The sequence below is a fragment of the Deltaproteobacteria bacterium RBG_16_64_85 genome, from assembly GCA_001798885.1.
GTDB lineage: Bacteria > Desulfobacterota > Deferrimicrobia > Deferrimicrobiales > Deferrimicrobiaceae > FEB-35.
In genome coordinates, this window is record MGQW01000037.1 from 1 (window position 1) to 6,343 (window position 6,343).

The 6,343-nt window shown below is 60.9% G+C and carries 8 protein-coding genes and 1 pseudogene (1 of these 9 cut by a window edge); 1 reads left to right on the top strand and 8 read right to left on the bottom strand.

Translation table 11 applies throughout. From position 1 onward, the window contains the following. The 3 genes from A2Z13_03875 to A2Z13_03885 form a co-directional block, all read right to left on the bottom strand. On the bottom strand, positions 1-884 hold an 884-nt coding region (locus tag A2Z13_03875), incomplete at its 3' end, for a hypothetical protein (protein OGP79412.1). Between the two features lie 64 nt (positions 885-948). Beyond that, positions 949-1,185, bottom strand: coding sequence for a hypothetical protein (locus tag A2Z13_03880; protein ID OGP79406.1), 237 nt, complete (start codon positions 1,183-1,185; stop codon positions 949-951). A 15-nt stretch (positions 1,186-1,200) separates the two neighbouring features. Next, positions 1,201-1,632 (bottom strand): hypothetical protein, encoded by a 432-nt coding sequence (locus tag A2Z13_03885; GenBank protein OGP79407.1) that lies wholly within the window; start codon positions 1,630-1,632, stop codon positions 1,201-1,203. A gap of 85 nt (positions 1,633-1,717) precedes the next feature. Here A2Z13_03885 and A2Z13_03890 point away from each other — a divergent pair, with 85 nt between their 5' ends. After that, positions 1,718-2,770, top strand: coding sequence for an arsenical-resistance protein (locus tag A2Z13_03890; protein OGP79408.1), 1,053 nt, complete (start codon positions 1,718-1,720; stop codon positions 2,768-2,770). Positions 2,771-2,874: 104 nt separating this feature from the next. Here A2Z13_03890 and A2Z13_03895 read toward each other — a convergent pair whose 3' ends face one another. The 5 genes and pseudogenes from A2Z13_03895 to A2Z13_03915 form a co-directional block, all read right to left on the bottom strand. After that, positions 2,875-3,579 carry a hypothetical protein gene (locus tag A2Z13_03895; GenBank protein OGP79413.1) on the bottom strand — a complete coding sequence of 235 codons (705 nt, stop codon included), beginning with the start codon at positions 3,577-3,579 and terminating at the stop codon, positions 2,875-2,877. Beyond that, entirely contained in the window at positions 3,576-3,866 is a 291-nt protein-coding gene (locus A2Z13_03900; protein ID OGP79409.1) for a molecular chaperone DnaJ, read from the bottom strand. Before A2Z13_03900 ends, A2Z13_03895 begins: the two co-directional genes overlap by 4 nt. A 40-nt stretch (positions 3,867-3,906) precedes the next feature. Continuing rightward, complete coding sequence (locus A2Z13_03905) at positions 3,907-5,076, bottom strand: cysteine desulfurase NifS (protein ID OGP79410.1); 1,170 nt, start codon at positions 5,074-5,076, stop codon at positions 3,907-3,909. After that, entirely contained in the window at positions 5,057-6,229 is a 1,173-nt protein-coding gene (locus tag A2Z13_03910; GenBank protein OGP79411.1) for a cystathionine gamma-synthase, read from the bottom strand. The genes A2Z13_03905 and A2Z13_03910 overlap by 20 nt, the downstream gene beginning before the upstream one ends. Before the next feature lie 49 nt (positions 6,230-6,278). After that, positions 6,279-6,343: pseudogene (locus tag A2Z13_03915) on the bottom strand (hypothetical protein); it runs 952 nt beyond the window's last position.

A 6,343-nucleotide genomic window follows, 5' to 3' on the forward strand; every position in this document is an offset into this window, starting at 1 on the left:
GCCCCCTTGCCAAGGAGGGCTTGCACGACGGGGATGATGCCCGCCGCGTTGGAGTACATCGGAATCCCGATCAGCACCGCCAGCGGAACCGACCACCATGCGCTGGCCCCCATGATCCCGGCCATGAAGTTCTCCGGGACGTACCCGTGGATGGCGGCTCCGACGGCGATCCCGGCGAGCACGTAAGGCCACACCTTCCCGACGATGTCCCGGACGGCGTCCAGGCCGTAATCGACACGCTCCCGCCAGGTCGGGCGAACCTCCCCCTCGCCCCCATTTCCATCGTCGGATGCGGCATAGACCCACGCCTCGACGTGTTTCTCCATCCCCAGGCGGCCGATGACCCACCCGGAGACCATGGCGATCCACAGGCCCGTTCCCGCGTAGATCGCGGCGATCTTCCATCCGAACAGGCCGTAGAGGAGCACCAGGGCGATCTCGTTCACCATCGGTGCCGAGATCAGGAAGGAGAAGGTCACGCCCAGCGGGACACCGGAGGTAACAAAGCCGATGAAAAGCGGCACCGCGGAGCAGGAGCAGAAGGGGGTGACGATGCCGAGCAGGGCCGCCAGTATGTTTCCCGCCGACTCCCGCTTCCCCGCAAGAATGCGCCGCGCCCGCTCGGGGGTGAAAAAGGACCGGACGATCCCCACTGCAAAGACCACCAGGGTCAGGAGCATCAGGACCTTCGGGGCCTCGAAGACGAAGAACCCCACGGCGGAGGCCAGGAGCGACCCAGGCGGAATCGTCAGGAGGGAAAATGTGACCCACTTCGCGAACGGGTCCAGCCCCAGGTAGACCAGCCACCAGATTCCCAGCGCCAGCAACCCGGTTCCGAGGGACCTCGCCGTCTCCTTCGCACCGGATCGGATCGTCGCGGTCAACGTTTCTCCCGCGCTCGCCGGACCCTTTCCGCAGCAATCGCTCATGACGTCCTCGCGATTCCCGTTATGCCTGCACCAGGAGCGACTTGACCTCCGCTATCGTCGGGACCCTGCCGGAAATCATCACCTTGTCGTCGATGGCCACCGCCGGCGTCCTCATCACCTTGAACCTCATGATCTCCTGGATGTCCTCGACCTTATCGATGGAGACATCCACGCCGGCCTGGAGGACGGCCTGGCGGACCACCTCGACGGTTTGTTTGCACTTGGAGCAGCCTGTACCCAGGATGGCGATCTTCATGCGTTCCTCCAGCTGTTATTTCGAAACGACCGCTTCTTTCCGGGGGGCGGGGGAGCATGCCGCCGCCCGGCGAGCCGGAAGCGTCATCCCCCGCTCGCAGATTCCCATCGGCCCCACCTCCCGGGCGATCGCCCCCCGTTTCCGGTCCTTCCCGATCACCGGGTCGTCGTTGAGCCACCCCTTCAAGGACCGGAGCATCTTCCTGGCGTAAAGGGAGCCGCCGGAACCGTCAAGGGAGTAATGCACCCACTTTCCCTCCGGCCGCTCCTTGACCAGTCCGGCCAACTTGAGGAGAAAGAGATGCTTCGAGATCGTGGATTGGTTGAACTCGAGGATGGCGATGATCTGGCAGACGCACATCTCGCCGCTTTCCAGGAGCTTCAGGATACGGACCCGGGTCGGGTCGGCCACGGATTTCAATACCCTCTCGTAATCCCGGAGCGACATGCGGCCTCCTTTACATTGACAATTGACGATATGACATAATAGCATAACCTCTAATTTCAAATCAATGCTCCCAGATCGGGAAACCATGAAAGCAGAAAAATCCCTCAACCTCTTTGAACGCTACCTGACCCTCTGGGTGGCCTTCTGCATGCTGGCGGGGATATTTTTGGGCAAGGCGTTTCCCGACGCCATCCGCGCAATCCGGTCGTTGGAGTTCGGAAAGGGGAGCCAGATCAACATCCCCATCGCCGTGCTCATCTGGCTGATGATCTACCCGATGATGCTCAAGGTGGACTTCTCCTCGATCCTGGAAGTTGGCAAGAAGCCCAAGGGGCTCATGGTCACCCTCTTCGTCAACTGGGTGGTCAAGCCGTTCTCGATGGCCTTCATCGGGTGGCTTTTCTTCAAGCACGTTTTCTTCCCCTGGATCGGCCCGGAGTTGGCCGACCAGTACGTGGCGGGGGTCATCATCCTGGCGGCAGCCCCCTGCACGGCCATGGTTTTCGTATGGAGCCACCTGACGGAAGGGGACCCCGCATACACCCTCGTGCAGGTGTCGGTCAACGACCTGATCATGCTGGTCCTGTTCGCACCGATCGTGACGCTCCTGGTCCGCGGGGCGTCCTCTCTCACGGTCCCGTTCATCGTTCTGCTGTACTCGGTCATCTTCTTCATCGTCATTCCGCTTTCGGCAGGGGTCGTTTCCAGGGGGATTCTGATCCGGACCAGAGGGCAGGCGTGGTTCGACCGATTCGTCTCCGTCCTCCACCCTGTCAGCATCCTGGCGCTGCTGGCCACGCTGATCTGCATCTTCGCCTTCCAGGCGGACAACATCACCACGCGCTTCTTCCACATCGTCCTGATCGCCATCCCGATCCTGATCCAGGTGTATTTCAACTCCTCCCTGGCGTACGGACTGATGAAGTGGCTGAAGGTACCCCACAGCGTGGCCGCTCCGGGGGCTCTCATCGGGGCGAGCAACTTCTTCGAGCTGGCGGTGGCGACGGCGATCGCCCTCTACGGACCCGGATCGGGGGCCGCGCTTGCCACCGTGGTCGGCGTCCTCGTGGAGGTGCCGGTGATGCTCTCCGTGTGTTCCTTCTGCAACCGCACCCGGCACTGGTTTCCCGTCGGCTAATCGATTTTCGCAAGCATTTGCAGAACCTTCTCCAGTTCATTCCACGCTGCGGTAAAGGGTCTCCGGGGTCACGCGTTTTATCATTTGAAAGATGGTCATCTCGATCAAAACCATTGATTGGGATGGCCCACTTCGCCCTCCGAGTCATTGCCACTTGACGATTTCCGGGAGCTTTTCTCGAAGAGCAATCCTACAAATCCCGCCTCCGAGACGATCCCTTTTTCGACTCGTGGTTGCGGCCGGGGTTCTTCACCGGGCTTCCAGAAAATCGTGCTCGCAGCAAGGATGAGCGCGAATCCGGCGTTTTGGGCCAATTCCACGGTCTTAGCCGCTGTTCGGAAATGGGCCAGCGCATAGACAGGATGATTTTTGGAGGCTTTTTCGATGTATTCTCTGCCCCAAGGGCTGTCGGCAGGTACGGTCCCGAGGAGAAACCGTCCGTCGGGACGCAGTACCCTCCGGCATTCCTTCAGGGCTTGTTCGGCGTTCGCAACGAAACAGAGCGTCAGCGCCATGAGAACTCCGTCGAATGAGCTCTCCAGAAAGGGAAGGTTTTCGGCGCTTCCCTCATAGGTTCCGATGCCGCGGCTCGCCGCGATCTCGAGCATTCGCGGTGAAGGATCGATTCCTTTGGCAATCCCGAGCGAGCGGGCGAATCGACCCGTGCCGACACCCACTTCCAACCATTGACCGTGACCCTGCCCGCGAAGTGAGCGAAGACATTTCAATTCCGCGTTGAAGATGTCTTTCCCTTCCGGCGTTTCGTACCACCGGTCGTATGCCTCGGCTATGGGACCGAAACCGGTCAGCCCTTCCCCCACAGCGGATCGGCCATGAACCGCCTCCGGAGCTGCTCCTCCGGATTCTGCTCCAGGTACTCCCGTTCCGAGAAGCAATAGCGGTAAGACTCCACATACTCCAGAATTACCCGGTTGGCCTCGTTCACCCGGTAAATCTCCTCCGTATCCTCCCTATCCCCGCAATCGGGGTGATGCCGCTTCGCCAGATCCCGATAGCGGGTCTTGATTTCTTGGAGAGTGGCGCGTTCGCCGAGCCCGAAGACGCGAAGCGCGGCTTTCAGATCCTCATACGTCATGTACCTTCTCCCCGATGCCGTTTTGTTCCTCCCCGACCCACTACGAATTCGACCTAAGCCGGTCTAGGACCTCTTCCAGTTCGTTCCACGTTGTCGTCCGGCCGAGACTGAACCGGACTGCTCCCATCCCTTCCTTGGGAGGAACACCCATCGCGGCAAGAACCGGAGAAAGGGTTACAGAGCCGGCATGGCATGCGGACCCCGTCGAGGCCGCCACCCCGGAGAGCGATGCGAGGACCTCCGCGCCGACACGGCCGACGAAGTTGACATTGAGCGTGTTGGGCAGCCGCTCCGTCGGATGGCCGTTGAGCGTCACCCTCTCGCCGAAGATATTTTTAAGCCCTTCCCAGAACCGGTCGCGCAGCACGCGAAGTTGTGGCAATCCGCCCCATTTTCTCGCCGCCTCGCAGGCCGCCCCCAGCGCCACGGCCAGAAGGACGTTTTCCGTCCCCGCCCTGCGGCCGGCCTCGTGCCCCGCGCCGTGGACAAACGGCTCGATTTTCGTCCCCTCCCGGATGTAGAGCGCCCCGATCCCCTTCGGCGCGTAGACTTTGTGGCCGGCGACCGAGAGCAGATCCACGCCCAGCTCTTCAACGTCGGTTGAAATCTTCCCAACGGACTGGGCGGCGTCTGTATGAAACGGAATCCCGGTCTCGCGGGCGATTGCAGCAATCCCGGGGATCGGCTCGATCGTGCCCACTTCGTTGTTGGCGTGCATCACCGTGATGAGGATCGTCCTGGGCGCGATCGCCCGCCTCACGTCTTCCGGGTCCACCATCCCACACCGATCCACCGGGAGGACCGTCACCCTTGCCCCGAGCGTTTCCAGGAACCGGCATGGGTTGGTCGTTGCGGGATGTTCGACGGCGGTCGTGATGATGTGGTCCCCCTTGTTCCGGACGGCGAAGAAAATCCCCTTGATGGCGTGATTGTTCGACTCGCTGCCGCCGCTGGTGAAGACGACCTCCGTGGAGTCGCATCCCAAAAGCCCCGACACCTGCCCCCTGGCTCTTTCCACGGCGTCCTTCGCCGGGACTCCCGCCCAGTGGAGGCTGGACGGATTGCCGTAATGATCGGTCAGGAACGGCCGCATCGCCTCGACCACTTCCGTGGCAATCGGGGTACTGGCGTTGAAGTCGAGGTAAATATGTCGACTCACGGGTTCACCCCCTTCTTCGAAAAAAAAACCATCAAACGTTCTCCAGGGCATTGTTCAGATCTTCGATCAGATCCTTTGCCGCCTCCATTCCTATAGAGAAGCGGATCATGGAATCGGTGATTCCTCTCTTCAGCCGTTCTCCCGGTGCCAGCCCGTGGTGAGTGGTGGATTTTGGCTGAGTCGCAAGGCTTTCCGGACCACCGAGGCTCGGTGCAATGATGAAAAGCTCAAGGCTGTCGACGACCTTCGTTGCGTCTTTATCCGACCCGTCGATCTCCACGGTCAGCATCCCCCCGAATCCGGACATCTGGGATCTCGCCAGATCGTGCTGCGGGAAATCCGGCAGCCCCGGGTAAAGGACCCTGACGACCTTCGGATGGTTTCTCATCGCTTCCGCAACGGCCTGCGCGGTCTTGTTCTGCCTCTCCACGCGAATGGGGAGCGTCCGCAGGCTCCTCGACAGAAGTGCGGCGACTTCCGGAGCCATCATCTGTCCCAGGTTCTTCCGCCAGGGTGCAACCGGTTCGATCCGCTCCTTCGACCCCATGAGAGCCCCACCTGTCAGGTCGCTGTGGCCTCCCAGGTACTTGGTGGCACTGTGGACGGCGATATCCGCGCCGAGAGCCAGTACTTGCTGGTTGATGGGCGAGGCAAAGGTGTTATCGACGGCCACGAGGGCGCCGTACGTGTGGGAAAGCCTACCGATCTCCTTTATGTCGAAGATCTCCATCGTCGGGTTCGTGGGGGTTTCAAAAAAGACAAGGCTCTGCCCCTCTTTCAGAACTTCCTCCAGCTTCCCTACCTCATCTCCCAGGAGCAGGGTTGTCGGTATCCCTACAAGGGGCAGTTGATCGGTGAGCAATGCCAGTGTGCCGCCGTATGCGTTCCCCAGGCAAACAATCCCCTCCCGGCCATGGGTGAAAAAGAGCGCCGCCTCCGCCGCCATGCCCGAGGCGAACACGAGGGCCGCCTCCGCGTTTTCCAGGCTTGCGAGCTTGGCCTCCACGCTCCTGATCGTCGGGTTCAAGCCGTACCTTGTGTAGAGGTTCCCCTGGCGTCTCCCTTCCACCACGTCGAGGAGATCGGCCGTAGAACGGAACCCGAAGGTGGTGGTGTTGTAGATCGGCGTGTGCGGGGATCCCTCGGCGTCTCTTACCTCCCCTGCATGTACGCACCGTGTGGAAAGATCGTAATTCTTCTTCATTGATCCTCCTTCATAAGACTTCGAAGATTTTCCGGTCCATCGACCCTCCTTAATAGCTGGCCCGCAATCGAAGGTACAGATTGTCGTCCTTGTCGAGCTGTCCGAACTGGGTGA

Coding starts and splice junctions, on each gene's coding strand:
- A2Z13_03880 (OGP79406.1), bottom strand. CDS start 1,185: ATGAAGATCGCCATCCTGGGTACAGGCTGCTCCAAGTGCAAACAAACC.
- A2Z13_03885 (OGP79407.1), bottom strand. CDS start 1,632: ATGTCGCTCCGGGATTACGAGAGGGTATTGAAATCCGTGGCCGACCCG.
- A2Z13_03890 (OGP79408.1), top strand. CDS start 1,718: ATGAAAGCAGAAAAATCCCTCAACCTCTTTGAACGCTACCTGACCCTC.
- A2Z13_03900 (OGP79409.1), bottom strand. CDS start 3,866: ATGACGTATGAGGATCTGAAAGCCGCGCTTCGCGTCTTCGGGCTCGGC.
- A2Z13_03905 (OGP79410.1), bottom strand. CDS start 5,076: ATGCCCTGGAGAACGTTTGATGGTTTTTTTTTCGAAGAAGGGGGTGAA.
- A2Z13_03910 (OGP79411.1), bottom strand. CDS start 6,229: ATGAAGAAGAATTACGATCTTTCCACACGGTGCGTACATGCAGGGGAG.